The sequence below is a fragment of the Pseudomonas sp. Teo4 genome (assembly GCF_034387475.1).
GTDB lineage: Bacteria > Pseudomonadota > Gammaproteobacteria > Pseudomonadales > Pseudomonadaceae > Aquipseudomonas.
Window position 1 is genome coordinate 2,179,383 of the sequence record NZ_JAXCIL010000001.1, and the last position, 23,978, is coordinate 2,203,360.

Consider the following 23,978-nt stretch of genomic DNA (forward strand, 5'->3'; position numbering starts at 1 on the left):
TCATTTACCTGCAAGGACTTTCCATGACGGTCTACTTCATTGGTGCCGGCCCCGGCGACCCGGATCTGATCACGGTCAAGGGTCAGCGCCTGATCCGCCAATGCCCAGTGATCATCTATGCAGGCTCGCTGGTTCCAGCAGCCGTGCTTGAAGGCCACCAGGCGCAAACCGTCATCAACAGTGCCCCGCTTCACCTGGAGCAGATCATCGCAGCGATGCGTGAGGCCCACGAGAAGGGTCAGGACGTGGCCCGCGTACACAGTGGCGACCCCAGTCTGTACGGCGCCATCGGCGAACAGATCCGCCACCTGCGCGAGCTTGGCATCGACTACCAGATCGTTCCCGGCGTGACTGCCGCTGCCGCAAGCGCCGCGTTGCTCGGCTGCGAACTGACACTGCCCGACGTGGCGCAAACCGTGATCCTCACCCGCTACGGCGACAGTTCACCCATGCCGGCTGGCGAGCAATTGGCGGACCTGGCTCGTCATGGCAGCACCCTGGCCATCCATTTGGGGGTCAAGCATCTACCGCGAATCGTTGACGAGCTGATGCCCCACTATGGGCCCGACTGCCCGATTGCCGTGGTCCATCGCGCCACCTGGCCTGATCAGGACTGGGTGCGTGGCACCCTTGGCAATATTCTCGAGCAGGTTGCGGCCAAGGGGTTTCGCCGCACCTCGCTGATCCTCGTAGGCCATGTGCTGGGGGATGCACCGTTCGCCGAATCCGCCCTGTACCGAGCAGGCCACGCCCACCTGTATCGCCCCGGCGATTAAGCATTGCCAAGCGCGTAAAGGCCGTAGCAGACTCCGGTGTACCTCTCTCGAACCGGAGTCACGCCCATGCTGGAGCTACGCCCCAATTGCGAATGCTGCGATGCCGATTTGCCGGGTGACAGCCCGGATGCTTTCATCTGCTCGTTCGAGTGCACCTTCTGCCGTGCTTGCGCCGATACCCGATTACATGGCCGTTGCCCGAACTGCTCGGGGCAATTGGTAGCGCGACCCAGCCGCGTTGGCCAGGCACTGAGCAACAACCCCGCCTCCACTCAACGCGTGCTGAAACCACACGCTGCTTGCGCCTGAGACGCTCCATGGGCATCGCCAACCTGTGCCTTGGCGATGCCAAATCCCAGCAGCCTGTAGGACTTTTCACCAAACTCAACCTGCATATTCAACGGATCTATACTCGCCATTACCAAGCATCCTGAATGGAAGTATCTTGCAACGCTTCTGAAAAAGCCGATGCAAACGTATTCCTGACAGTTTCAGGAAACGGATTACCTTCCGACAGGAGTTAGCTAAATGACAACCGTGCTGATCGTCGACGATCACCCCATCGTTCGTCTTTCATTGCGCATACTGCTAGAGCGCGAACGTTTCCACGTCATCGGTGAGGTGGGCGATGGCAGTGAAGTCGCACAGAAGGCGCGTGAGCTACGGCCCGACGTGGTGGTCTTGGACATCGGCCTGCCCGGCCTGGATGGCATGGAAGTGATCAAGCGCCTGCAGAGTCTGGAGCCCCGACCAAAAATCATGGTGCTTACCGGCCAGGCAACTGACCTCTACGTACGCCGCTGTCTAGACGCAGGGATTGGCGCCTTTGTCACCAAGGAAGAAGACTACGACGCCCTGATCTTTGCCCTCAAGGCCCTGATCAAAGGTTACTCGACCTTCCCGCAGATGTCGGTCAACAGCAACTCGCTGGAAAGCGAAACCGTGCGCCTGAGCAGCCTCTCCAACCGCGAGATGGAAGTGCTTCGCCGCCTGTCACGGGGCGAAAACAACAAGAACATCGGCACCTGCATGAACCTCAGCGCCAAGACCATCAGCACCTACCGCGGACGCATCATGGAAAAACTCAAGACCGAGTCGCTGGTGGAAATGGTTGATCTGGCCAAGCGCAACAACGTCAACTGAGCAATCAACTGCCATGACGCGCCCACTGTCGATCATGCTGCTGGCCCTGTGCCTGGCTTGGCCTCTCGGGGCGCTGGCTGGCAGTGAGCAACGAAACCTGCTGGCACGTTCGCTGAGTGCCGCTTCACCCTTGACACTGGACGCTCAGGACCGCCAATGGCTCCAGCAGCGCCAAGTGTTGATTCTGGGTAGCTCGCGCCCCGACTACCCACCGTTTGAAATCAATACCAGCCTGGCGGACTACGAAGGCCTGAGCGCGGACTACGCCGGACTGATCGCCGAGCAATTGGGAGTACCCATCAAGGTACTGCGTTTCCCCAACCGGCACGAAGCGATTGCCGCCCTGCGCGACGGGCGCATCGATCTGCTGGGCAGTTCAAATGGTTTCGAGGCTGCCGACGCCCATTTGGTCCTCAGCCAGCCTTACACCGACGACCTGCCGGTCATTGCCACTCGCGAAGGCCGTACGCTGAAAAACACCATGGATCTGGATGGGCTGCGCCTGGCCATGGTCGATCACTACCTGCCGGGCGAGACAGTCCGCGCACTGTACCCGAAGGCCCGTTTGAGCCTTTACCGCTCCACCCAGGCCGGCCTCGCCGCTGTCGAACTGGGCGAGGCGGATGCCTACCTGGGCGATGCAATCAGTACCGACTTCCTGATCGGCAAGAGCTACCAGGGCACAGTCAAGATCGATCACTTCTGCCTGGCACCGGCTGGCACTTTTTCCTTCGCCCTGGCCAATGACAACCCGCGCTTGCAGCGCCTGGTCGATAAAGCCCTGGCCAGAATCACCGAAAGCGAGCGCCTGAACATCCTGCGCCGCTGGACCAGCGGCAACACCAGCCTGTTGATGATGCGACACCTGGCAGCCCTGAGCCCTGAGGAAGAAGACTGGATCGCCCAGCATCCAACCGTCAGCGTGCTGGTCAACCCGGCCCTGGCGCCACTGACATTCAACAATACCCAGCAGCGCTCAAGTGGCATCACCCTGGAGCTGCTGAAACAGATAACCTTGCGCACCGGCTTGCAGTTCAAGCTGATCGAGCAACATTCAGTGCAGACCATGGTTGAACAACTGGCCCGGGGTGAAGCGCAAATGATCGGCGCGCTGGGTTACGGTACGGCGCGCGCCCAGCAACTGCGCTACACCCGCCCTTACCTGGTCAGCCCCAGGGTGCTGGTAACCCGCAGTTCCTCACCCTCGCCAAGCCAGGCCACAGCGCTGGATGGCCAGCGAATTGCCCTGTTACGTGGCTCGCCCCAACTGGCAGAAGTGCAGCGACAATACCCGCACGCCAGAATCGTCGAAGTCGACAACCCGCTTGGCCTGATGGAGGCCGTGGCCAACGAAGAAGCCGATGTCGCCTACAGCAACCATATCAATGCGAGCTACTACATCAACCATGTCTTCAAGGACAAACTGCGCATCGCTGCCATCCTTGGCGACGACCCCGCCGTCGCCGCGTTCGCAGTGGCACCAGGGCAGCCATTGTTGCAGAGCATTCTCGACAAGGTTCTGCTGAGCATTCCGCCGGAAGAGCTGGACCAACTGATCAACCGTTGGCGCACAAGCACCGTGGTCAGCGACAGCCCATGGCGCGACTATCGCACCCTGGCCCTGCAGGTGCTGGTGCTATCTTCGTTACTGCTGGCTGGCGTGGTGTTCTGGAACAGCTACCTGCGCAAGCTCATTCAGCAGCGCACCGAGGCCCAGCACGCATTGCAGGACCAACTGGCACTAAGCCGCGGCCTGCTTGAACAACTGCGCCAGGCCAAGGACGATGCCGAACAGGCCAGCCAGACCAAAAGTACCTTCCTGGCAACCATGAGCCATGAAATCCGCACGCCCATGAATGCAGTGATCGGTCTGCTGGAGTTGGCCCTGGAGGACAAACGGTCAGCCAACGGCGACACGCAGACCCTTCAAACCGCACACGATTCAGCAGTGGGCTTGCTTGAGCTGATCGGCGACATTCTTGACATTTCGCGCATCGAGTCTGGCCACATGACACTGCAACCGATGCCCACCGACCTGGCCGAGTTGGTGCGTGGCACCGTGCGCGTCTTCGAGGGCAACGCACGGATCAAAGGCCTGCACCTGCAAAGTGCCGTGCCGCCCCAGCCGATCTGGGTACTGGCTGACCCGTTGCGGCTCAAGCAGATCCTCTCCAATCTGTTGAGCAATGCCATCAAGTTCACCGATCGCGGCAATGTCGAAGTCAGCCTGAACGTGACGCCGTCGCAGGCCGACAGCGAACTGCAGGTCGAGCTTTGCGTGCGCGACACCGGCATTGGCATCAGCGAGGCCGACCAGGCTCGGTTGTTCACCAGTTTTGCCCAGGCCAGTGGCACACGAACGCGCCAAGGCGCAGGCCTGGGGCTGGTCATCAGCCGTACCCTGGCTGAGTTGATGGACGGCAAACTCAACCTGCAAAGCGTAGAAAGCGTGGGCACCAAGGTGGAGGTGGCACTCAAGCTGCCAGCCAGTTCAGCGCCCGTACTCGCCGCGCTCGATGGTCCGGCACAGGAAAACGACGGCAGCCCACTCAACATCCTGGTGGTCGACGACTACCCCGCCAACCTGTTGTTGCTGGACAAGCAGCTCACCAGCCTGGGCCATCGCGTCACCCTCGCCGAAAATGGCGCGGTGGCGCTCGCCCTCTGGCAAGAGGCAAGGTTCGATCTGCTGATTACCGACTGCAGCATGCCGGTGATCGACGGCCACGAATTGACCCGGCGCATTCGCGAGCTTGAGCGCCAACACCAACAGCCTGCCTGCAGAATCATGGGCGTCACCGCCAACGCCCAGGCCGAAGAGCGTGCGCGATGCCTGGCCAACGGCATGGATGATTGCCTGTTCAAACCGATCGGCCTGCAGACACTCAAGGCCCACCTGCCCCGACTTACAACATTGCCGGAACCGCCTGACGCACGGCCAAGCGGTTTTGACCTCAAGGAGTTACGCCATCTGACTCAGGATGACGAGCAGCTGGCGCGCAGCTTGCTCGAGCAATTGGCGCAAAGTGCAAGTGAAGACCTCGCCACCCTCCGGGCACTGGGCCCAGCGCCGACTGCCGAGGCATTACGTGTCGTGACCCACCGCATCAAAGGGGGGGCCAAAATGGTCAGGGTACGTGGCGTGGTCCGAGATTGCGAAGCGCTGGAGCAGGCCCTCGCCCAAGACCTGCCTACCCCAGACCTGCAACGCCGCCTGGAAGCAAGCCTGCAGAGCCTGCAGCGTGAGCTGGCCGACACCCTCAGTGCATTTGCAACGTCGAGTTGATCTGGCTGATGGCGTCGACCACATGACGCGACCCCTGCTGGATTTCCATGATCACCGTACCGGCCTCGTTGGCGAGCGCCACGCCCTGATCGGTGCGAGACAAGCTCGACTGCATGCTGGCCACCGCTGTCAGTGACAGGTCGTGGTTCTGCCGCACCACATCGACAATCTCGAGCGTCGCTTTGCTGGTTCGGGCGGCCAGATTGCGCACCTCATCGGCAACCACGGCAAAGCCACGCCCCTGCTCACCCGCACGCGCGGCCTCGATGGCCGCATTCAACGCCAGCAGATTGGTCTGGTCGGCAATGCCACGGATAGTCAGGACAATCTGCCCGATGACGTCCGACTGCCGGCTCACGGCATCTATGTTGCGGGCGGCGTTGTTGAGGTCGTGGGATATCTGCTCGATGACCTCGACAGTCTGCTGCACCACCTCCGTGCCCTTGCGGGCACAGGCATCGGTTTGCACCGAACTTGCGTGGGCGGCCTCCGCGGCGCTTTGCTGGGTGCTGATCTGGGCAGTGATGTCACTGGCAAACTTAACCACTTTGTACAGTCGCCCCTTGCTGTCGAAGATCGGATTGTAAGAGGCCTCGAGATAAACCGTCTGGCCTTGCTTGTTGACACGCTCGAAGCGATGGGAATGGTATTCGCCACGGTTCAGTGACGCCCAGAACTCCCGGTACTCGGCCGACTCACGCTCATGGGGCAGGCAGAACAGACCATGGTGGCGGCCCACCACCTCCTCCAGTCGATAGCCCATGGTCGTCAGGAAATTCTGGTTGGCCTTGATCACCCTTCCCTGGGGCGTGAACTCGATGACCGCCATGGACCGGCCAATGGCCTTGATCAGGCTTTCGCTTTCATGCTCATCCTTGACTCGCTGACTGATATCGGCGGCCACCTTGATCACGCTGGTGACCTGCTGATGTTTGTCGAGCACCGGCATGTAGCTGGCTTCCAGCCAGACATCCTCACCAGCCTTGTTGATTCGTTCGAAAGTGCCGCTGATAGCCTTGCCCTGGCCCAGCTCACGCCATAGCTGTTGGTACTCGGCGCTTTTGGCGTAGACCGGGTCACAGAACAGCCGATGATGCTTGCCCCGCAGCTCGTCGGCGCTGTAGCCCATGGCCCGGCAGAACTGCTCATTGGCGTCGAGGATGGTGCCATCGGGCGCGAACTCGATGATGGCCATGGAACGGCTGATTGCCGCCAGCTTCGCTTCGACGCCGTCCAAGGCCTGATGGCAACGTTGGATCTCGATCAAGTCGGACTTGCGATGGAAATCGAACATGGTGCCGGGCTCCTTGATGGCGGAATTTCCAGAGCATAGATCGGCGTTGGAGGCGTGCAAGCATTCTGATATCACTTTGTGATTAAGCAGTGCTCTCTGGATGCCGTCTTTGCATGTCGTGTTCTGTATAGCTGCCTTAAAGGCTGGAAATAGAGAAACTTCCTACATGATTTTCGGAAGCCCAAATATTCATTCACCACTCACTTCCCGCTAGTCTCAGCCCCCAACTTGCTGTGCCCCTCTCAACTACCTGAACGTTTTTTAGGCGAATACCTTTGCCCTGAGGATGCTTGCTTGTTGGATCGTCGCAGCACGACAGAAAAGGACTTCAACAACTACCGTTACCACGTAAGGAAACCCCTGATGACCGACGCCACCGTAAGCCGCGCCGTCTCCCACCCTGCCTGCAGCGCACGCGTTCCCATCCTGCCGGTGCGCTACGCCATCGTCCCGCGCGGGGCCGATGCCCCACCCTGCTGCTACACCGACTCCGGCTTCAATCTGGAACAAGGCTTCCCCCCGCTGCAGCACTCGGCCTACACCTTACGCGCCCTGCGCCCAGGGTATGTCTATGTGTTCATGAGGGGCACCGAAGGCGAAAAGCTGGTCATCCATGAATACGACGGCGAGGGCCGTTACAAGGAACTGCGCTACCGCGGCCTGGAGTGCTACCACCGCCGCGATGCCTACCTGTCCCGCCGGACCATGGGCTGGGTCTGGGCCGACACCTGCACAGACACCGCCAGTGAAGTCTGGATTGGCTACAGCCCGCACCTGTGGACCAACGCCATGACCGCCCGCATCACCACTTCGGCCGCCGTGCGCAAACGGCATATGCGCCAGCTGGACATGGCCGAACTGATTGCCAACAACCAGGTCCCGTCCACCCAGCCCCACGTATTGCCGGTCAGCGCCCTGACCACTTGGGTCGAGGACTTCAAGCAGGAAGACCGGCGCATGTCGCTGACCTGGAGCAGCCACCCGCGCCACGACTTGCTGCCCATTGGCAACCTCAGCGCCATGGCAAAACACTACCCCAGCACCCAGCCGAAAATCCCGGCGGTGGTAGCACTGGCCGACGCCGAAGGCATGGCGCTGGACCTGGCCCTGTCCGCTACGGCCTACCAGCACCAGATGCGCGACTTGATGCCGTCCGAACAACTGGAGCACACCCGCCCCGCGCAGAGCCCCGCACAGCAATGCCTACCCGCCTGCTACCGCCTGGATGCCGAACGGCTAAGCGCGCAAAGCCAGGACTTTCACCACCGAAACCTGGTGGCCATGCTGCTGAACAAGACGCTGGAGAGCCTGTACCCCGCCGATGTGCCCACCCCGGAGATCGTTGCACGAGACCTTTTGCCAGACTCACCGGTCAGCTCGCTGGCCAAGGCGCAGGCCCGCTACCAAGCGCTGACCCACCCCGACTATTCCCCCGGTGGCGCACGCCTGGCCCAGCGTATCGATACCGTGAAGTACCAGCGGTTCCTGGCCGAGCGCGACGAACTGGAACAACGCATCGACGGCTTGCGCACCCTGGCGATGCAGGCCATCAGCGATCACGACCTGTGGCTGGCCACCGCCGAAGCGCAGCACATCGATGATCCGTACAGCCTGGCGGCAGCGCTGGCCTGCTACGACCGCAACGAGATAGTTTCCGCCCGAGGCCTGGAAATCGCCCTGGCCTTGCTGATCCACCCCATGAGCCAACCGGTGCCGGGCACCGAAGACTACGACCAGCGTTTCCGGCGCCTGGAGCGCTGGCTGGATCAGCACGACAGCCCGCTGTACACGGCCCTGGCGCCGTTCAACCCGTTCAAGGACAAAGCCGACGCCGTCGGCACCCTGCTGGGCGGCAGCGACAACGTCATCGAAGGCCTCGTCGGCCGCTTTCCAGCGATTGCCGACATCACCGACCTCACCGCCCAGTCCGTCAATGCCGTGGTGCTCAAACGCATGCGCGGCCAGACCCGCTGGGATGCCAGTCACACACTGCGCCAACAGGTGCTGGCCGCCGCCCAGGAAGCCAATGCCGAAAAGGCCCTGGGGTTGTTGGCCGCGCGTTACGGGATCACCGACCAGCTGATACGGGAAAACCCGTTCAGTCAGGAGGTGGAACGCTACTTGAAGACCGGGATGGCGCAGGTCGAAGAGATGAAGCAACTACGGGTCACGGGTAGCCGGATGGTCACCGTCGAGCTGACGACCACCGCACGGGTCAAGCCGAACTTCATCGGGTTGCTGACGTCGAGCGCGGGGACGGGTTTGAACGCGGGGATGCTCTGGTTCAATGTGATTGCACTGAAAGCGGCGTACAACAGTTTGCAGCAAAGTGACACGCTGGAATACACCACCGGGTTTGCGGCATCCATCTTCGGTGTGATCGGTGCGGCGGCGGCAACACTGGTGAGTGTGCGGGCCACGCAAAAGGCGGTGATGTTGCGTTTGAGCACAACCGCACCGGGCATGGCGTTTGGCAATGGGTTTGTAAAGTTTCTGGGAAGCAATCTATTTGTTCGCGTGTCCGGTTACCCTGCGATTTTACTGGGGCTCTACTCGGACTTAGAGAAGTCCGCGCGACAAGGAAAAAATGGCGACCTCATTGCATCTGGTTACTCAGCAAAAGGAGGGGTTACAGTCGCCATCGGTTCAGCAATTATTCTAGAGAGCAGCCTCGCAATCGCCGGCGTCACAAGTATCATTCCCTTTGCCGGCTGGGGCGCCGCAGCCTTGGTACTTTTAGGCGCAGTAATTGTCACGTGGGGAATTACTCTCCATGCGAAAGCAAGCGAACGAATTCACAGCCCTTTGGAGCTGTGGGCTGCCCGAAGTATTTTCGGAAATCGCCTCAACGATGGTGAAACCCATCAAAACATAACGTTAGACTTCAACAATAGACTCCCTCAATACAAAGACCTCAGAGAAGAAATCAAAGCTTGGCACACTGAATACTACGCGCCCATTTTACTGTCATCCGAGCAAGCAGAAACATTAGGCCTGCAAGGTTTGGGAAGTGGGTGGCGCAGGAGCGAAGCGTGGACGCCACCTAACTGGACGCTCATCACCTTTAACGAAGTACCGAATCCGCCACCCACGGTAACATTCACCATACTGTTAAGAGAATACGTTATCGACCAGAGCACGTGGTCAGCTACATTAAACATGCTACAAAAAAACAAGAACGCAACAAGCCCCTCAATACATCCCCGCTGCCACGTTACCCCACAAGGTTTAGTACTTCACTTCGAAGCTGAAGCCTCGGGAGCACACAAAGCGACACTTAACATAGATTATTACCAAAACCAAAGCCCCGACGAACAAGAAAAGTCATCAGCGAAATTTGAAATCGAGGACTAACGCCATGTCTGTACTCTGGCTATTCAGTACAAAAAAAGACACTGGAACAGTACCAAAAATATCCTACCAGGTGCATAGCATAACCAAAGAATCACTATGCTTGCGCAACCCTTGGGTGTCAGATTCAGTGCTCATGGGAAAACTATATACAGCATCAATATTACTATCAATACTATACATATACCCAAACATCCTCTCAGACGGATTTAAATACAACCTATACCGAGATAAGTCACTGCTCGCAACTTATGCTTTAGCCCCCTTCCTCTTCGCCCCTTTCCTGGCCTACAGGATCTTTTTCATCAAAAACTTATCCAACATATACCTCAACAGAGAAACCAAAAAGATACATTACCAGCGAATAAGAACACTTATAAGTTTCGACTGGAACAATGTCGGAGGCGGCGTATTCAGCCGCACTGAATTCAGCGGTTCTGCCTTCAGCACCAGCTATGCACTCGCATTCGCTCCACGCCGGGCAGATGGCACTCTCCATAAAAAAGACTGCCTCTGGGTAGACAGCAATGAGCCCACCGAATCCGATATCAAATACGTTGCCGAAGTCTGGGAATACCTACGTCATTTCATGGACCACGGCCCAGAGAAATTGCCGCCCCCCGGTGACCCCAGCTGGTTGTACCGCCCACTGCATGAAATTTGTCTGACACCTGCGCAAGCCTGGCGGCACTACGCTCCATGGCGCACCGGCGAGCCCGGTGAAATGCAGGGGAAAAAACTCTGGCTGCTGCCGTTCTGGGCCGTACTGTTTCCCTACAACCTTTCTGTTGCGATCTGCTGGTACCTCGTTTGCCGCCTGTTCAACGTTCGGGCAGCACCCCCTCCACCCGAGGCATTTGAAAAAGCGCCGCCTCGACCCAAAAAAAGAAAAACCCGATAAAGCTCAACTTTTCAGGCGTTCAAGAACTCTCCCGCACCATCAACTCAAACCCCAAATCCTGCTGCTCGGTCGCAACCCGCTTGCCATCGAGCAGTGCCAACAGCGCTTGAGCAGCCCCACGCCCCACGGCTGCCCGTGGCGTACGAATCGAGGTCAGGCGCGGCACCATCTGCGCCGAGGCGGGCAAGTCGTTGAACCCCACCATGGCCACACGTCCAGGCACCTCGACACCTTGGCGCATGGCTTGCAAGATCGCGCCTTGGGCCAGGTCGTCGTTGCAGAAGAAAATGCCATCCACATCCGGCGCCTGCTCCAGCAACTGACTGAACAGTTCACCCCCCAAAGCGATGGAGGACGGTTCCGGCGTCAGCATTTCCAATTCCGTCGCTTGCAGCCCGGCATCCACCAAGGCCTGGCGGAAACCCTCGGCGCGTTGCATCACCCGTGGGTCGAGCTGCGCGGCGATGAACGCCAGGCGGCGGCGGCCACGGTCGATCAGGTGGCGGGCAGCGGCGCGGCCGGCCTGGTGCTGGGAGAAGCCCACCGACAACTGTCCGACCTCCCCGCCCAGCTCCATCATATGGACACACGGCACACCGCTGGCCGCCAACATCTGGCGCGAAGCATCGCTGCGGTCGAAACCGGTCAGCAACATGCCACACGGCTGGTAGGCCAGATAATTGCGAATCAGGTTCTCTTCCTCGGCAATATCGTAGTGATAGTTACCGATCAGCACTTCCAGTCCGCGAGGGCGCATGACCTCGTGGATGGCTTCCAGGGTGTCGATGAACAGCTGGTTGGAAAGTGAAGGAATCAACACCACCACCGACTGGCTGCGTGCCGACGCCAGGGCGCGGGCGGCTGGGTTGGCGACGTAGCCCAGGCTCGCCGCAGCGGCCATGACCTTTTCCACCAGTTCAGGCGCAACGGTGCTGACGCCGCGCAAGGCACGGGACGCGGTGATGGGGGATACCCCGGAAAGCCGGGCAACTTCTGCCAGCGTGGGACGACCGGTGGTGCGAGAGCCTGTGCGAGACATGAATGTTGTAATTTTACTACTTGCCAAGGATGGGGAACGGCCATAAGGTAGCGCTGTCTCAGGACGCAGGCAATGTAATCTTTGGTAGTGCCCGGCACCCACGGCGTGCCAAGCGTCCATACTGCGTAAGGACAAGATCAATAACACCGGGGAGGTGGCGTTTCGTCGAAGACGAGACAGCGCTATCTCACTCCGCAGGAGGTACTGATGAACTCTTCCCTGTCCGCCATTGTGGTGATGGGTGTGGCTGGCTGCGGTAAAAGCAGCGTAGGCGCCGCCATCGCCAGCAAAAGCGGAGGCCGCCTGATCGAAGGCGACGCTTTCCACCCTGCCGAAAACATCAGCAAGATGAGCGCCGGCATCCCATTGAACGACGACGACCGTGCGGGCTGGCTGGTGCGCCTTGGCCAGGAGCTGCAAACCACACTCCAATCCGGCGAACGCCCGATTCTGACGTGCTCCGCCCTCAAGCGCAGCTACCGTGAAACCTTGCGCGCGGCGGTGCCGAACCTGTGCTTCGTGTTCCTCGAACTGACCCCGGCCGAAGCCGAAAAACGCGTACTGGCGCGCCCCGGCCACTTCATGCCGGCCAGCCTGATCGACAGCCAGTTCGCCACCCTTGAGCCCCCTCATGGCGAAGCGCTGACCCTCGCGCTGGACGCAACCCGGCCGCTTGTCACGCTCGCAGAGCAGGTAGACACCTGGCTAAAGCCCTGCGGTGAGCGGAGCCTGGCGCGAACCGCCTGATTTCGGCGGTTTCATTGGCTCACCTAAGATAGCGCTGTCTTTACGCAAAAACCGTTAAAAATTAAAAAGCTACGCCAAAAACAACGATAAGACCGAGGCATAAGAACCATGTTCGGACTGGCAACTGATACCTTCCTGCTGCTCGACGCCCTTGTCACCATAGTCGGGCTGATTCTGCTGATCACCCATTTCAAGGTCCACCCCTTCGTCGCCCTCACCCTCGCGGCCGGCTTCCTCGGCCTGACCTCCGGCATGCCGGTGGCCAAGGTCATGAAGTCGTTCCAGGACGGTTTTGGCGGCGTGCTTGGCTTCGTCGGCATCGTGCTGGCTCTCGGCACCATGCTGGGCAAGCTGATGGCCGACTCCGGCGGCGCGGACCAGATCGCGCAAACGCTCATCCGCGCCTTCGGCAAGAAGAACGTGCACTGGGCAATGATGTTCGCCGCGTTTCTGGTGGGCATCCCGTTGTTCTTCGAGATCGGCTTCGTGCTGCTGATTCCGCTGGTGTTCATCGTCGCCCGCCGCTCGGGCGTGTCGCTGATCAAGATCGGCATCCCATTGCTGGCCGGCCTCTCCGTGGTCCATGGCCTGGTGCCACCGCACCCGGGGCCGCTGCTGGCCATCGGCATCTTCCACGCCGACATCGGCAAGACCATCTTCTATGGCCTGCTGGTGGCCTTGCCCACTGCCGTGATCGCCGGCCCGCTGTTCGGTAACTTCATCGCCCGCTACATTCCGGGCAACCCTTCGCAGGAGCTGATGGACCAGATCGCCAAGGAGTCCGATCAAGGCAACCTGCCGAGCTTCACCATCACCCTGGTCACCGTGCTGCTGCCGGTGGTGCTGATGCTGCTGAAGACTTTCGCCGACGTGGTACTGCCGGCCGAGCACATCGTGCGTCAGTGGATGGACCTGATCGGCCACCCCATCACCGCCCTGCTCGCTGCTTTGCTGCTGGCGTTCTACACCTTCGGTTCGGCCCGGGGCTTCAATCGCCAACAGATCATGAAGATGCTCGATCAGAGCCTGGCGCCGACCGCAGCCATCGTGCTTATCGTCGGTGCTGGTGGCGGCTTCAAGCAGATGCTGGTGGACACCGGTGTGGGTAACGTGATCGGGCAAATGGCGGTGCAAGCGGAAATTTCGCCGATCATGCTGGCCTGGCTGGTTGCGGCAGTGATCCGCATCGCCACTGGTTCGGCAACGGTGGCGACCATTACCGGCGCGGGCATCGTCGCCCCGGTAATCGACCTGGTGCCGGGGGTGAACCGCGAGTTGCTGGTACTGGCCACCGGCGCTGGCTCGTTGATCCTGTCCCATGTCAACGACGCCGGTTTCTGGCTGGTGAAGCAGTACTTCAACATGACCGTGGCCGAAACCTTCAAGACCTGGAGCATGATGGAGACCATCCTGTCGGTGGTCGGCATCATCTTCATCATGCTGCTGTCGACGGTAGTGTGACCCTCAGGGGGGCGTACAGCGCCCCCTCCTTCACCACTGACGCTTGTCAGGCCGGGTCAACCCCAGCTTTTCTATCCGGTAACGCAGCATGTCGCGGGACAACCCGAGCATCCGCGCCGACTTGGTGACGTTCCAGTCGGTGCGGTCCAGCGTCCGGCACACCAGGTCCCGCTCCATGTCTGGCAAGCTGGTGCCAGGGTCAGGTTCATGCCGTGGCATCTCGAAGGGTGCCGGCGCAGGATGAGCCAAAGGCTCGTCGATCAAGGTCATGCACAGGTTCAGCTGATGCGCCTGCACCACTTCGTTGGGCGCCAGCAGCACCGTTTGCTCCAGCATGTTGCGCAGCTCACGCACGTTTCCGGGCCAGCTGTAACCCAGCATCAGCGCCTCGGCCTCGGCCGAAAAACGCAGGTTGGGTTTGCCGTAGCGGCGCCCGTGGTGGGCCAGGAAGTGCCGGGCCAGCAGCAGAATGTCCTGCCCACGGGCATACAGGCGTGGCACTTTCAGGGCGATGATGCGCAAGCGGAAGAACAGGTCGCGACGGAATTTACCCTGCTGCACCATTTGCTCGAGGTTGCAGTTGGTGGCGCTGATCACCCGCAGGTCGACCTTGCGCTCCTTGACCGCACCGATGCGCCGAATGCTGCGGTCTTCAAGCAATTTGAGCAGCTTGGCTTGCAGGATCAGGTCCATTTCACCGATTTCATCCAGGAACAGCGTACCGCCGTCGGCCGCCTCTACCAGGCCCACGCGGCGTTCCTTGGCATCGGTGAAGGCGCCCTTCTCGTGCCCGAACAGCTCGGCCTCCAACAGGTTGGCCGGAATGGAGGCACAGTTGAACTCGATGAACGGCCCCTTGCTGCGTGAACCATCGAAATGCAGGGCGCGCGCTACCAATTCCTTGCCTGTACCGGTTTCCCCTTCGACCAGCACCGGTGGCAAGTCGTCGCTGGCCATGCGCCGCTCGGCATCGAGCACTTGATGCAGCGTGTGCTTGAGCGTGAGCATGGCCGGCGACTCGCCGATCAACGCCTGCAGGCCGGACTTCTGCGCTTCGCGCTCCTGATAGAACGACAGCGTGCGCTCCATGCGGTCGGCAGCCAGCGCCTTGTCCAGGGTCAGCTTGAGCTCTGCCAGCACCACCGGCTTGGTCAGGTAATGGAAGGCCCCCTCCTTCATTGCCAGTACGGCGTCTTCGACGTTGCCGTAGCCGGTCATCATGATCACCTTCAGCTCTGGCACCTGCGCAACGAGGGTGCGCAACAGGTCGTGCCCGTTCATGCCAGGTAGCGAGTTGTCGGTGAGTACCGCATCGGGCTGGACGCGCTTGATCTGCTCCAGCGCCAATTCCGCGCTGTGGCACACCGTCACCTCGAAGCCCTTGATGCTCAGGTACGTGCGTATGTTGTCGGCGAGGATTTCATCATCCTCGACTACCAGGATGCTGTGCTCCATGGTCTCCTCCCGCTGCAATATTGAAAGTAAGGCTGACGCGGGTTCCTTCCTCTTCGCGGCTGCTCAAGCTGACCGAGCCGCCAAAGCGCTCCATGATGCGTTTGACCAGGGCCAGGCCAACGCCCAGCCCTCCTTGCTTGGTGGTGAAGAACGGCTTGAACACCATCCGTTCCTGCTGCTGGGTCATGCCCTTGCCGGTGTCGCTGAGCAGCAACTGGGCGCGTTGCCCGTCCTGCTGACTCACCTCGGCACGCAACTCGCCGCCGTTGGGCATGGCTTCCAGGGCGTTGGCAAACAGGCTGTTGAGGATCTGCGTCAGCTGCAGCGGCTGGCTGACCACCCACTGCGCCTGCGGCCCTTCGAAGCGGAACCGCACGCCATTGCGTTCGATCTGGTGGGTGAATGCCAGTCGGGTATCCTCGATCGCCGCGACAAGATCAACCGCCTCCGGCTCGTCGCTGGCCGGGCGCAGAGACACCAGCAGGTCACGGACCCAGCGGGACATGCGGTCCACCTGGCCGATGATATCGACGATGTTCTTCTGCGCCGTGGGGTTGGCGATTTCCTGCGCCAACTCCGCACTGGAGCGTATGTTGGCCAGCGGGTTGCGCAAACTGTGGGCCACCGCCGAGGACATCTCGCCCAGCGCCACATAGGTTTCGCTGGCCACCAGTCGGTCCTGCTGCTGGCGCAGCATGGATGCCGCCCGGCGCACGATCCAGAACAGGCCGAAATAGATCAGCGCCCCGCCCACCAGGGTCGAAGCCCAGATCAGCACATAGCCTCGCTGTATGCGTCGCACCAAGTCCTGGGGTTCCTTGTAGATTTCCACCATCGACAGCACCTGCTCACCTTGGCTGTCGAACAAGGGAATGTAGTTTTCGATGAACAGGTACTGGGGCTCGCGCAGGAATTTTTGCTCTTCGCGGTCTTCGTCGGCTTGGTGGTAGCTGGCCGACACCGCCTTGCGTGAGCGGAAAGCACGATCAAGGTCGCCATCGGCCTCGATGCGCACGCCGATCAGCTCGCGGTTGGTGGACCACACGATGGTCCGGTCGCGGGCATAGACGTTGGCCAACAACGTGTCTGGGAGGTGCTCGACATGGTCGAGGAACTCGACCCGGGTCGACTCGGCCAAGGCCGGCGTGAACTGCAGGTGCTGCTGGTCCAGCCGCGGATCTAGCAGCTCGCCCATGGTGATACCCGGTGGCAGCTGTGAATGGCGCACCTCGGCCTGGGCCATGGCCTGGATGAACTGGGCGGTCAGCATGGCATCGCGCTCGACGCTGTCGCGCACCACGAAACGGGTCGACACATACCCCAGGCCACCCGCCACCGAGGTGATGATCAGCAGGCTGATAATGGAAAACCAGCGCAGCAAATTGAACTCACGCAAGGGGCCGGCCAGGCCACCGGCGAGTACACGCGCCTTGTCGGGAACTTCGTTTTCCAGCGTTTGCATCGCTTGGTTCCCGCTCAGGAAGTCCATTCAGGAAGGCCCAATGTATTGCTACCGTCCGTAGCAAATTGATAGCACTTCGCCACAGCAGCCGCAGCCGCCATTTGTCGTGACCTTGACGCTGCAAAAACTTCGCCAGACAAACCTGATTATTTTTTTCGTTGTATTTCATATAGATACGCAATATTTCTAATTTCGAATCGAGATCAATTCCCCAATTTCGGGTAATTTTTACCCAATCGCTATTTCTTGTTATAAATTAATGTCTTGTGTAAACATCATGACAATCAAGGTTAAGAGCGAACCAACCGGAAATTCAACGAAACCCGCGTGCCATGGCCTTCGCTACTGCTCAACCTCACCGAACCCCCAAAGCGTTCCATGATGCGCTTGACCAACATCAGGCCCACCCCTAGCCCACCTTGCTTGGTGGTGAAGAAGGGACGAAACGCCAGACGCTGCTGCTGTTCACTCATGCCCTTGCCGGTGTCGGACAGGCGCAAGGTGAGGCTACCGCGGTCGTGGCGCACCACCTCGACCTTCAGTTGCCCACCCTGCTCCATCGACTCCAGGGCATTGGCGATCAGGCTGTTGAAAATCTGCCCAATCAACACCGGTTGCCCAAGCACCTGCACCGCGGGCACCGGTCGCACATCCAGGCTCACCCCTGCCCGCGTGAGCGCCGTCGCGAAGGTCTGCAGGCTTTCCTGAAGCGCCTGCGGCAAGTCCACCGGTACCGCTTCGTCATTCAGCGGCCGCAGCGATTGCAGCAACTGGCGGATCCACTGCGACATGCGGTCGACCTGGTTGATGATGTCGTTGATGTTCTTTTGCGCTGGGCCATCGTCGAACGCCTGGGCAAGTTCGGCACTGGAACGGATGCTGGCCAGCGGGTTGCGCAAGCTATGGGCCACCGCCGAGGACACTTCACCCAGGGCGACGTAGGTCTCGCTGTTGATCAGCCGCTTCTGCTGCACCGCCATCACCCGCGAGGCACGCCGCATGATGCCGTACAGGCCGATGTAGACCAGGCCGGCGCCGAGGGCGATCGCCAGCCAGATCAGCAACAGGCCGTGCTCGATGCGTACGATCAGGTCGTGGGGTTCCTTGTAGATTTCCACCATTGCCGTGACTTGCTCACCGTCGGCATCGAACAGGGGAATGTAGTTCTCGATGAACAACTGCTCGGGCGGGGTCACGAACTTCTGCTCGGCCCGAGCCTGCTCGAAGTCGTGGTAGCTCGCCGACACTCGCATCTTGTATTCGAAGGCTCGGTTGAGGTCTTCGTCCCCTTCGATCAACTTGCCCACCAGCGCCGGGTTGCTCGACCAGATCACCGTGCGGTCAGGCGCGTAGATATTGGCAAGCAGCATGTCCGGCAGATGGGCGATATGGTCGAGAAACTCCCCGCGCGCCTTGCGCCGGGCATCCGGGTCCACGTCGGGCAAGGACTGCTGGTCGGTGCGCGGGTCGAGCAACTCGCCCATGGTGCGCACGTTGGGGATGGACACATGGCGCACTTCGGCATCGGCAATGGCGGTGATGAACTGGGCAGTGAGCAACGCATCGCGCTCGACGCTCTCATCGATGATGAAGCGACTGGAGATCAGGCCCAGCCCAACGGCCACCGACAGAATGATGGCCAGGCTGACCCAGGCATACCAGCTCAACAGGTTGAACGCCTTGCGCGGGGTCGCGGTTTCGGCGCCGACGGGCACTTCGAGCGTGTTCGAATGCGGGGCGATGTCCATATCGGACTCCACGGCGGTCACCTTTGAAAGGTTATAGCCCAGAGTTGGGGAACCATGACACCGATTTGTGGGGCCAGGCTGGCACCAGTCGCTTGTTCAGCCCCGAGAGGGAAAGCGCTACAAGGGCGAATCTTCGGCCAACCCCTGCAATTTTCGGTATTCGCGCAGCACATTGGGGACATACCGGCGGGTCTCGGCAAACGGCGGTACCGCCCGTCCGCGCCTGAGCACGGCGTCGGGGCCGGCGTTGTAAGCCGCCACGGCCAGGGTGATGTCGTTGTCGAACAGGTTCAGCATGCGTTTGAGGTAACGCGCGCCTCCTTGCACATTGTCTTCAGGGTCCAGGGCGTTCTCCACCCCCATCTCCCGCGCCGTGCCCGGCATCAGTTGCATTAGCCCGACCGCCCCGGCCGCCGAGCGCGCCTTGGGGTTGTAGCCGGACTCGGCCTTGATCAGTGCGTGCAGCAGCGCCTGCGGCACATCGTGGATTCGCGCCGCCGCCGCGACGACGTCGGCGTAGGGCCTTCCGGTGACCAGTTGCGCATCGGCCGGGCCGGCCTGGGCGATCGGCTCACTGACCACCCGCTGGTAATGCCGTCCTGGCCGATGAACGTTGCTCAGTACATAGCCGCCTTTGGCATCGATGCTGATATACACATCGGCCTGGGCAGCGCCTGCCACCAACCAAATCAATCCCAGAATGACAACACGCATCTCGGTCACCTCCCGTTCAATGCCCCCGATGTGGGGGATATGCCCCAGAAAACCTGAGCTTTTGAGCTTCGACGCAAGCACCGTGCCGCTTGCCATCCCGCATGCTGCAAGGCCCCGAGGCAGACGTGCACGGCTGTTGCATGAGGCTTGAAAAAAGCATGTCCCCATGCAGCGGAGGGCTTCACCATGCAACGCAGAATCACTACCCAACGTGGTTTCACCCTGCTTGAGCTTCTGGTGGTGCTGGTGGTGCTCGGCCTGCTGGCCGGGATCGTCGCGCCCAAATACTTCAGCCAGCTGGGCCGTTCGGAGGCCAAGGTGGCGCGTGCGCAGATCGAGGGGCTTAGCAAGGCGCTGGACCTCTATCGGCTGGAGGTGGGGCATTACCCCAACAGTGAGCAGGGCCTGCAGGCACTGGTGGCAGCCCCCAGCGGCGAAGCGCGCTGGACCGGGCCATACCTGCAGAAAGCGGTGCCACAGGATCCATGGGGCCGGCCCTACATCTACCGCCAACCTGGCGAAAACGGCGGTGAGTACGACCTGCTGTCGATGGGCAAGGACGGCCAGCCCGGCGGTGATGGGGAAAACGCCGAAATCACCAGCTGGCAATAAGGAGAGCGGCCATGCGCTACAGCCTCAAAGCCTTGGGTAGCCAAGGGCTGGTGCAGGTGCAGATCGATGCCGAGGATGTTGACCAGGCGCGGCGCAAGGCCGAAGAACAGGGCTTGAAGGTGGTCAGCGTGCGCGGCCAAGGCCGCACGCTTGGCCACCTGCCCTGGCGCCGCGAAGCGACGTTCGACCTGGTGTTGTTCAGCCAGGAGCTGTCCACGCTGCTCAATGCCGGCCTGCCCTTGATCGACGCCCTGGAGAGCCTGACTGAAAAGGCGCCCGCCGCGTCGGCACGCAAGGTGCTGGCGGAACTGGTCCGCCAGCTGTACGAGGGGCGTTCTTTATCCCAGGCCCTGGGTCAGCAACCGCGGGTGTTTCCAACCCTGTATGTCGCGTTGGTGCAGTCGAGCGAACGCACGGGCGCCTTGGGCGATGCGCTGAGCCGATACATCAGCTATCGCCAACGCCTGGACCTTGTGCGGCAAAAGCTGGTGGGGGCCTCGGTCTATCCGCTGCTGTTGCTGTTGGTGGGTGGTGGCGTGGTGCTGTTTCTGCTGGGCTACGTGGTGCCACGCTTCAGCCTGGTGTTCGAAGGCATGGGCACCGAGCTGCCGTGGTTGTCGCGGGTGCTGATGCAGATCGGCCTGTTCCTGCACGCCCAGCAACTGCCGCTGGGCCTGGGGTTTCTGGCCAGCGTCACCACGCTGGTAGTGCTGCGCAGGCACCCGGCGCTGCGGCGCTGGGCATCGCGACAACTGCGCCGTGTTCCGGCCTTGCACCAGCGGCTGATGATGTACGAGCTGGCGCGGTTCTATCGCTCGCTGGGCATTCTGTTGCAGGGCGGTATCCCCATCCTCACCGCCATGGACATGGCCCGTGGGCTGTTGGGCAGTGCAGCGGCACAGGGGCTTGAGCAGGCCGCCAAACGGGTGGGCGAAGGGTTGCCGCTTTCAGATGCGCTGGAAGTGGGCCAACTGGTGACACCGGTGTCGCTGCGGCTGCTGCGGGCGGGCGAACAGTCAGGCAACCTCGGTGAAATGCTGGAACGCTGCGCAGATTTCCACGATCAGGAAATCGGGCGTTGGGTGGAGTGGTTCGTACGCCTGTTCGAGCCGCTGTTGATGACCTTCATCGGGTTGTTGATCGGCTTGATCGTGATTCTGATGTACATGCCGATCTTCGAGCTGGCATCGAGCATTCACTGACCGCAGGCGGGCGCGCCCCACCCGCCTGCGGCGCTGTTCAGTGCCCTGCCGACGCCGGTCCTGCCTTGGCGGTGAACGGTGGCTTGGCCAGCCACACCAGCAGGATCAGGCCGGCGAACACCCAGGTCATCAGGGTGAAGTACTCCACCGTCGACATCATGTACGCCTGGCCATTGAGTATCTGCTCCAGCTTCGCGTAACTCTGCATGTTGGCTCCCCCCAACTGCTCCAGGGCGTGCCGCGTTGCCGGGTCGTAAGCGCTGATGTGCTCGCTCAGGTAGGCATGGTGCTGGTCGGCGCGGCGAATCCAGATCCAGGTCGTCAACGAGGCGGCAAAGCTGCCGCCCAGCGTGCGCAAGAAAGTCGCCAGGCCAGAGCCATCGGCAATCTGCTGCGGCGGCAGGTCCGACAGCAGGATGCTCAAGGTAGGCATGAAGAACAGCGCCACGCCGATGCCCATGAACAGTTGCACCAGGGCAATGTGCTGGAAATCCACCTCGCTGGTGAAGCCTGCGCGCATGTAGCAGCTGGTGCCGATGGCCAGAAACGCCAACCCGGCCAGCACCCGCAGGTCGAAGCGGTGTGCATACTTGCCCACGAACGGCGACAGGATCACCGGCAGCAGGCCGATTGGCGCCACCGCAAGGCCCGCCCAGGTGGCGGTGTAGCCCATCTGCGTCTGCAGCCACTGAGGCAGGATCAGGTTGATGCCGAAGAACGCGGCATAGCCACCCACCAGCACCAGGGTACCGATGCGGAAATTGCGGTGGGCGAACAGGCGCAGGTTCACCACCGGGTGGCGGTCGGTAAGCTCCCAGATCACGAAAATCGCCAGGAACACCAGCGAAATCAAGCTGCCCACGATGATGAACGACGACTCGAACCAGTCCAGGTCGTTGCCTTTGTCCAGCACCACCTGCAGGGCACCCACGCCGACGATCAGGGTCAGCAGGCCAATGTAGTCCATCGGCTGACGGCTGGTAACCACCGGCCGCGTGCGCATCTGCTGGCGCACCACGGCCGCGGCGAACAGCCCGATGGGCACGTTGATGAAGAAGATCCATGGCCAGCTGTAGCTGTCGGTAATCCATCCGCCGAGTATCGGCCCGGCAATCGGCGCCACCACCGTCACCATCGCCAGCAATGCCAGGGCCATGCCCCGTTTGGCCGGGGGATACACCGCAATCAGCAGGGTCTGGGTCATGGGGTACAGCGGCCCTGCGACCACCCCTTGCAACACCCGAAAGCCCACCAGCTCAGGCATTGACTGGGCGACACCGCAAAGGAAAGAGGCCAGCACGAACAGCAAAGTGGCCCAGATGAACAACTTCACCTCACCGAAGCGGCGGCTCAGCCAGCCGGTCAACGGCAAGGCGATGGCGTTGCTCACCGCGAACGAGGTGATCACCCAGGTACCCTGCTCGTAGCTGACCCCCAGGTTGCCGGAAATGGTCGGCAGGGCCACGTTGGCGATGGTGGTGTCGAGCACCTGCATGAAGGTCGCCAGCGACAGCCCGATGGTGGTCAGCAGCAGGCTCGGCGGGCTGAACTGCGCGGGGGCGTTGTTGCTCATCGCTGGGCCGTCTTGCCGGTAGCGCTGTTTTCGTGGATCAACCGGGCGATCAGGTTGTCAGCCTCGACCAGTTGGCGGTCGTACACCTGGGTGGTGTAGCTGGCCTGCTGCGGTGGCTGTTGGGCCAGGGCCGGGCCGCTCTGATCGTGCAGGTCGACCTCGACCACGGTGGACAGGCCGATACGCAACGGGTGGTCCTTGAGCTGCTCAGGGTTCAGGTGAATGCGCACCGGAACCCGCTGCACGATCTTGATCCAGTTGCCGGTGGCGTTCTGCGCGGGCAGCAGGGCAAAGGCACTGCCAGTTCCGGCACCGAGGCTGTCGACCGTGCCGTTGTACTTCACCTCGCTGCCGTACAGGTCGGCGCTGATTTCTACAGGCTGGCCGATGCGCATATCGCGCAGCTGGGTTTCCTTGAAGTTGGCGTCGATCCACACCTCGTTCAGAGGAATGACCGCCATGGTCGCGGTACCCGGCTGCAGGCGTTGCCCCAGCTGCACGGTGCGCTTGGCGACATAACCGGTCACCGGCGCCACCAGGGTGGTGCGGGCATGGTCGAGGTAGGCCTGGCGCAGGTCGGCGGCGGCGGCCATCACTTCAGGGTGCGAGGACACCACGGTGTCGTCGATCAGCGCAGCACTGGTGTTGAGTTGCTGGCGGGCACTGTTCAGCGCGCTCTGGGCCACGCTCAGGTCGTCGCGGGCATGGGAGATTTCCTCAGCAGCGATGGCCCCGCTGTCGGCCAGTACCTTGCGCCGGTTGTAATTGTCCTGGGCTTTCTGCAACTCGGCCTGGCGGGTTTGCAACTGGGCCTTTTGCGCATCGACGTTGCTGTACAGGCCGCGCACCTGGCGCACCGTACGGGCCAGCTTGGCTTCGGCGGACTGCAATGCGACCTCGCTGTCGGCCGGGTCGAACTGCAGCAGAACCTGGCCGGCATGGACCAGGTCGCCGTCATCGGCGCCAATGCTGGTGACGGTGCCGGTTACCAGCGGGGTGATTTCCACCACGTTGCCGTTGACGTAGGCGTCATCGGTGCTTTCGTGCCAACGCCCGACCAGGGTGTACCAGGCCCAGGCACCGAGACCGCCAAGGATCAGCACCAACAGCAGGCCGAGCAGCCAGACCTTGCGCTTGCGCGAAGGCTCGGGGGCGGCGGAGGGATTAGAGGCATCTGCGGGAGTGGCCATGACAATACCTTGGATAATGCGTAA

At 61.2% G+C, this 23,978-nt stretch carries 18 protein-coding genes and 1 pseudogene; 10 read left to right on the plus strand and 9 right to left on the minus strand.

All coding sequences use genetic code 11. The annotated features are described in order from the left end of the window. The first annotated feature begins 23 nt into the window (after positions 1-23). From cobM to PspTeo4_RS09955, 4 genes are all read left to right on the plus strand, one after another. Positions 24-776 carry a precorrin-4 C(11)-methyltransferase gene (gene cobM / locus PspTeo4_RS09940; protein ID WP_322363538.1) on the plus strand — a complete coding sequence of 251 codons (753 nt, stop codon included), beginning with the start codon at positions 24-26 and terminating at the stop codon, positions 774-776. Positions 777-842: 66 nt separating this feature from the next. Next, positions 843-1,085, plus strand: coding sequence for a DUF1272 domain-containing protein (locus tag PspTeo4_RS09945; protein WP_322363541.1), 243 nt, complete (start codon positions 843-845; stop codon positions 1,083-1,085). 219 nt (positions 1,086-1,304) lie between these two features. Beyond that, entirely contained in the window at positions 1,305-1,919 is a 615-nt protein-coding gene (locus PspTeo4_RS09950) for a response regulator transcription factor (protein ID WP_322363542.1), read from the plus strand. Between the two features lie 13 nt (positions 1,920-1,932). After that, positions 1,933-5,205, plus strand: coding sequence for a transporter substrate-binding domain-containing protein (locus tag PspTeo4_RS09955; RefSeq protein ID WP_322363544.1), 3,273 nt, complete (start codon positions 1,933-1,935; stop codon positions 5,203-5,205). Here PspTeo4_RS09955 and PspTeo4_RS29850 read toward each other — a convergent pair. Both PspTeo4_RS29850 and PspTeo4_RS29855 read right to left on the minus strand, forming a co-directional pair. After that, the gene (locus PspTeo4_RS29850) at positions 5,180-5,674 is read right to left on the minus strand and encodes a methyl-accepting chemotaxis protein (protein WP_416196947.1); all 495 of its coding nucleotides are present in this window, start codon (positions 5,672-5,674) and stop codon (positions 5,180-5,182) included. The genes PspTeo4_RS09955 and PspTeo4_RS29850 overlap by 26 nt on opposite strands. Before the next feature lie 42 nt (positions 5,675-5,716). Further along, positions 5,717-6,499 (minus strand): annotated as a pseudogene (locus PspTeo4_RS29855) (PAS domain-containing protein); the annotation flags it as partial. A 363-nt stretch (positions 6,500-6,862) separates the two neighbouring features. Here PspTeo4_RS29855 and PspTeo4_RS09965 point away from each other — a divergent pair. Next, positions 6,863-9,853: a T6SS effector BTH_I2691 family protein gene (locus PspTeo4_RS09965; RefSeq protein WP_322363546.1), complete on the plus strand. Its 2,991-nt coding sequence runs from the start codon at positions 6,863-6,865 to the stop codon at positions 9,851-9,853. A gap of 4 nt (positions 9,854-9,857) precedes the next feature. After that, a complete protein-coding gene (locus tag PspTeo4_RS09970) occupies positions 9,858-10,751 on the plus strand; it encodes a DUF6708 domain-containing protein (RefSeq protein ID WP_322363548.1) in 894 nt (297 codons plus the stop codon). Positions 10,752-10,770: 19 nt separating this feature from the next. Here the strand turns inward: PspTeo4_RS09970 and PspTeo4_RS09975 are convergent, their stop codons facing one another. Then, positions 10,771-11,790, minus strand: a complete 1,020-nt coding sequence (locus tag PspTeo4_RS09975) for a LacI family DNA-binding transcriptional regulator (RefSeq protein ID WP_322363550.1) — start codon at positions 11,788-11,790, stop codon at positions 10,771-10,773. A gap of 207 nt (positions 11,791-11,997) precedes the next feature. Here PspTeo4_RS09975 and PspTeo4_RS09980 point away from each other — a divergent pair, with 207 nt between their 5' ends. Both PspTeo4_RS09980 and PspTeo4_RS09985 read left to right on the plus strand, forming a co-directional pair. Beyond that, positions 11,998-12,537: a gluconokinase gene (locus tag PspTeo4_RS09980; protein WP_322363552.1), complete on the plus strand. Its 540-nt coding sequence runs from the start codon at positions 11,998-12,000 to the stop codon at positions 12,535-12,537. Positions 12,538-12,645: 108 nt separating this feature from the next. Beyond that, complete coding sequence (locus tag PspTeo4_RS09985; protein WP_322363554.1) at positions 12,646-13,998, plus strand: GntP family permease; 1,353 nt, start codon at positions 12,646-12,648, stop codon at positions 13,996-13,998. Positions 13,999-14,028: 30 nt separating this feature from the next. Here PspTeo4_RS09985 and PspTeo4_RS09990 read toward each other — a convergent pair whose 3' ends face one another. The 4 genes from PspTeo4_RS09990 to PspTeo4_RS10005 form a co-directional block, all read right to left on the minus strand. Next, positions 14,029-15,453: a sigma-54 dependent transcriptional regulator gene (locus PspTeo4_RS09990; protein ID WP_322363555.1), complete on the minus strand. Its 1,425-nt coding sequence runs from the start codon at positions 15,451-15,453 to the stop codon at positions 14,029-14,031. Further along, positions 15,422-16,915, minus strand: a complete 1,494-nt coding sequence (locus PspTeo4_RS09995; RefSeq protein ID WP_322363556.1) for a HAMP domain-containing sensor histidine kinase — start codon at positions 16,913-16,915, stop codon at positions 15,422-15,424. The genes PspTeo4_RS09990 and PspTeo4_RS09995 overlap by 32 nt, the downstream gene beginning before the upstream one ends. A gap of 290 nt (positions 16,916-17,205) precedes the next feature. Continuing rightward, the gene (locus PspTeo4_RS10000; protein WP_322363557.1) at positions 17,206-18,663 is read right to left on the minus strand and encodes a HAMP domain-containing sensor histidine kinase; all 1,458 of its coding nucleotides are present in this window, start codon (positions 18,661-18,663) and stop codon (positions 17,206-17,208) included. 117 nt (positions 18,664-18,780) lie between these two features. After that, on the minus strand, positions 18,781-19,377 hold the full coding sequence (locus PspTeo4_RS10005; RefSeq protein WP_322363559.1) for a transglycosylase SLT domain-containing protein: 597 nt from the start codon (positions 19,375-19,377) through the stop codon (positions 18,781-18,783). 186 nt (positions 19,378-19,563) lie between these two features. Here PspTeo4_RS10005 and gspG point away from each other — a divergent pair, with 186 nt between their 5' ends. Then, a complete protein-coding gene (gene gspG, locus PspTeo4_RS10010; RefSeq protein ID WP_322363560.1) occupies positions 19,564-19,989 on the plus strand; it encodes a type II secretion system major pseudopilin GspG in 426 nt (141 codons plus the stop codon). Positions 19,990-20,000: 11 nt separating this feature from the next. After that, on the plus strand, positions 20,001-21,191 hold the full coding sequence (locus tag PspTeo4_RS10015; RefSeq protein ID WP_322363561.1) for a type II secretion system F family protein: 1,191 nt from the start codon (positions 20,001-20,003) through the stop codon (positions 21,189-21,191). Between the two features lie 37 nt (positions 21,192-21,228). On the opposite strand, the gene PspTeo4_RS10020 is transcribed toward PspTeo4_RS10015, so the two are convergent. Both PspTeo4_RS10020 and PspTeo4_RS10025 read right to left on the minus strand, forming a co-directional pair. Then, a complete protein-coding gene (locus PspTeo4_RS10020) occupies positions 21,229-22,764 on the minus strand; it encodes a DHA2 family efflux MFS transporter permease subunit (RefSeq protein ID WP_322363562.1) in 1,536 nt (511 codons plus the stop codon). Beyond that, complete coding sequence (locus tag PspTeo4_RS10025; protein ID WP_322363563.1) at positions 22,761-23,954, minus strand: HlyD family efflux transporter periplasmic adaptor subunit; 1,194 nt, start codon at positions 23,952-23,954, stop codon at positions 22,761-22,763. The genes PspTeo4_RS10020 and PspTeo4_RS10025 overlap by 4 nt, the downstream gene beginning before the upstream one ends. Positions 23,955-23,978 lie beyond the last annotated feature (24 nt).